Origin of the sequence: Methylobacterium sp. WL6 (assembly GCF_008040095.1) — a bacterium.
Taxonomy (GTDB): Bacteria; Pseudomonadota; Alphaproteobacteria; order Rhizobiales; family Beijerinckiaceae; genus Methylobacterium.
In genome coordinates, this window is the sequence record NZ_VRVH01000406.1 from 1 (window position 1) to 3,275 (window position 3,275).

At 72.2% G+C, this 3,275-nt stretch carries 3 protein-coding genes; all 3 read right to left on the bottom strand.

What is annotated here, in order from left to right; translation table 11 throughout:
* Positions 1 to 764 (bottom strand): AAA family ATPase (locus FV230_RS26345; RefSeq protein ID WP_246695013.1); only part of this gene is annotated, 764 nt, incomplete at its 3' end.
* A gap of 74 nt (positions 765 to 838) precedes the next feature.
* Positions 839 to 1,957: a DNA polymerase III subunit beta gene (gene dnaN, locus FV230_RS26350; protein WP_147844487.1), complete on the bottom strand. Its 1,119-nt coding sequence runs from the start codon at positions 1,955 to 1,957 to the stop codon at positions 839 to 841.
* 201 nt (positions 1,958 to 2,158) lie between these two features.
* Positions 2,159 to 3,275: chromosomal replication initiator protein DnaA (gene dnaA / locus FV230_RS26355; RefSeq protein WP_246687925.1), on the bottom strand; the 1,117-nt coding region annotated here is incomplete at its 5' end.

Here is a 3,275-nt window from a genome sequence, read left to right on the forward strand (position 1 = left end):
GCGCGGTCGCGCGGGCGGCCCCGGGCGAGGGCGAGGCGGAAGCGGTCCTCCGCCTCGAGCGCCGGCCAGACCGCGACGAGGTCGTCGAGGTCGCCCTCCAGGCGCAGGGCCGCCCAGGGAAACGGCTGCGCGTCGTCGCGGGTCTCGTGGATCAGGCGATCCAGCCGCTCGGTGGTCTCGCGGCGGGCGAGCGCGACGGCGACGCCGAGCTCGGCGACCTCGCGCTCGATCGCGTCGAGCCAGCGGCCGTCGTTCGGGCGCTCCTCCAGCAGGCGGTTGCGCGAGCGCAGCGCCCGCTCCATCGCCGAGACGCGGGCGCCGTGGCCGGAATCGACCGCGAGCACGAGCCGGTCGAGGAAGCGGCGGCGGTCGCCGCCCGGCCCGCGGAACAGCCCGTCGAGGTCCGGCGTCAGCCAGACCACGCGCAGGAACTCCGAGAAGGCGACCGGGGAGGGCGCGCCGGCCCCGTCGATCCGGCAGAGCCGGCTGATGCGCCCGTCGAAGCCCGGCGGCTCGCATCCGGTCCCGAGGCGGTGCTCCGCCCCGTCGCGCGCCAGCGTCACCGAGACGGCGAACCCGCCGGGGCCGTCCTTGCGCGCCATCGCCGAGAACTCGGCCCGCCGCAGGCCGCGGCCGGGCGCGAACAGCGAGATCGCCTCCAGGATGTTGGTCTTGCCCGCCCCGTTCTCGCCGACGAGCGCGACGAAGCGGTCCGACAGCGGCAGGTCGAGATCGGCGTGGTTGCGGAAGTCGCGGGCGGTCAGGCGGGTGAGGCGCTGCGCATCCGCATCATCCGTCTCGTTCGATGCCCCACCCGAGTGCGAAACCGGTGCCTCGCTCACACCCGCATCGGCATCAGCACGTACAGCGCCGAGGCGCCCTCGCGGTCCTGGATCAGGGTCGGGGAGCCCGGGTCGGCGAGCTTGAACAGGGCGGTGTCGCCCTCGAGCTGGCCGGTGATGTCGAGGAGGTAGCGGGCGTTGAAGCCGATATCGAGGCCGGCGGCCTCGTAGTCGACGTCGAGCTCCTCCGTCGCGCTGCCCGAATCCGGGTTGTTGACCGAGAGCGAGAGGCGGCCCTCCTGCAGGCCGAGCTTCACCGCCCGGCCGCGCTCGGACGAGATCGTCGAGACCCGGTCCACCGCCCGCGCGAAGGATTCGCGCTCGACGGTGAGGCGCTTGTCGTTTCCGGCCGGGATGACGCGCTGGTAGTCGGGGAAGGTGCCGTCGATCAGCTTGGAGATCAGCGTCACGCCGGAGGCGAAGCGCAGGCGGATCTTGGCGGGCGAGAGGTCGATGGCGACGCTGTCGCCGCCGTCGTCGACGAGCTTCTGGATCTCGGCGACCGCCTTGCGCGGCACGATGATGCCCGGCATGCCGGCGCTGCCCTCCGGCGCGTCGATCTCGACGCGGGCGAGCCGGTGACCGTCGGTGGCGACCGCGCGCAGCTTCAGCCCCTCCGCCTCGATGGTGTGGAGATAGATGCCGTTGAGGTAGTAGCGCGTCTCCTCGGTCGAGATCGCGAACTGGGTCTTCTCGATCAGGCGCTTGAGGTCGGCGGCCGCGATGCCGAAGCTGTGCGGCAGCTCGCCCGCGGCGAGATCCGGGAAGTCGCCTTCCGGCAGGGCGCCGAGCGCGAAGCGCGAGCGGCCGGAGCGGATCGTCATCTGGCCGGACTCGCCGCCGGTCTCGAGCGAGACCTGCGCGCCCTCGGGGAGCTTGCGTACGATGTCGTAGATCACGTGGGCCGGCACGGTGGTGGCACCCGGATCCGAGACGTCGGCCGGCACGGTCTCGGTCACCTCGATGTCGAGGTCGGTCGCCCGCAGCTGAAGGCCGCCGTCGGTGGCACGCAGCAGCACGTTCGACAGGATCGGGATCGTGTTGCGCCGCTCCACGACGCGGTGCACGTGGCCGAGCGACCGTAGGAGGGCCGCACGCTCGACAGTGACTCTCATCGCAGTACTCTGAATGCTCGAAGGACCGTGCTCGAACGCCGCCGCGGCCGGCGGGTTCGGAGTTTGGCCGTTCAGCTTGGCGAAGCGGCGGCGCGAAGGCAAGGGCGCGATTCGCCCCTCGCACAGGGCGATCGGGGGCGGGACGGGCCGACGACCCGCCCCGCGCGTCCCGCCCCGCGAGAGGGGAGGGACGGAGCAGGATCAATCCTGCAGCATGCGCTTCAGGAGCTCGACCTCGTCGCCGAGAACCGCGTCCTCGCCGATCAGCTTCTCGATCTTGCGCACGGCGTGGAGCACCGTGGTGTGGTCGCGCCCCCCGAAGCGGCGGCCGATCTCGGGCAGCGAGCGCAGGGTCAGCACCTTCGACAGGTACATCGCGATCTGGCGCGGCTTCACCACCGCGGCGGTGCGGCGCTCGCTGAGGATGTCGGAGCGCGAGACGTTGTAGCGCGAGGCGACGAGCTTCTGGATGTCCTCGATCTTGATCCGCTTCGGCTCGCGGTTCTTCACGAGGTCGCGGATCGCGGTCTCGGCCGTCTCCATGGTCACGGCGGTGCCGGTGAGCGTGGCATGGGCCAGCAGGCGGTTCACGGCGCCCTCGAGGTCGCGGCCGTTGGCCGTGATCGCGCGGGCCACGTAGGTCGCCACCGCCGGCGAGACCTCGAAGCTCGGATGCGCCACCCGCACGGCGGCGAGCCGCGCGGAAAGGATCGAGGCGCGCAGCTGCTCGTCCAGCATCCCGATCTCGACCACGAGGCCGCCGGCCAGGCGCGAGCGGACGCGCTCGTCGAGCGCCTCCAGCTCCGTCGGCGGCCGGTCGGAGGCGACGACGACCTGACGGCCGGCATCGATCAGCGCGTTGATGGTGTGGCCGAACTCGGCCTGGATCGACTTGCCCTGGATGAACTGCACGTCGTCGAGGATCAGCAGGTCGATGCCGCGGAGGCGCTCCTTGAAGGCGAGCGCGTTCTGGGTCTTCAGGGCGTTGACGAAGCCGTACATGAAGCGGTCGGCCGTGAGGTAGATCACCCGGCGGCCGGCCTCGCGGGCGGCGTGGCCGATGCCGTGCAGCAGGTGGGTCTTTCCCAGGCCGACGCCGGCATGGAAGTAGAGCGGGTTGTAGAGCGCACCCTCGCCGTCGTGGCGGGCGACGCGGTCGGCGGCGGCATGCGCCAGGGAGTTCGAGCGGCCGAGCAGGAAGTTCGCGAAGGTGAGCCGCGCGTCGAGGGGCGCGCCGTTGAGCTCGCCGGCGATCTCGGCGCGCATGTCGGGCGCCGGGGTCGTCGGCATCGGGGCGGGCGTGCCGGCGGCGTGGAGG

Coding starts and splice junctions, on each gene's coding strand:
- dnaN (WP_147844487.1), bottom strand. CDS start 1,957: ATGAGAGTCACTGTCGAGCGTGCGGCCCTCCTACGGTCGCTCGGCCAC.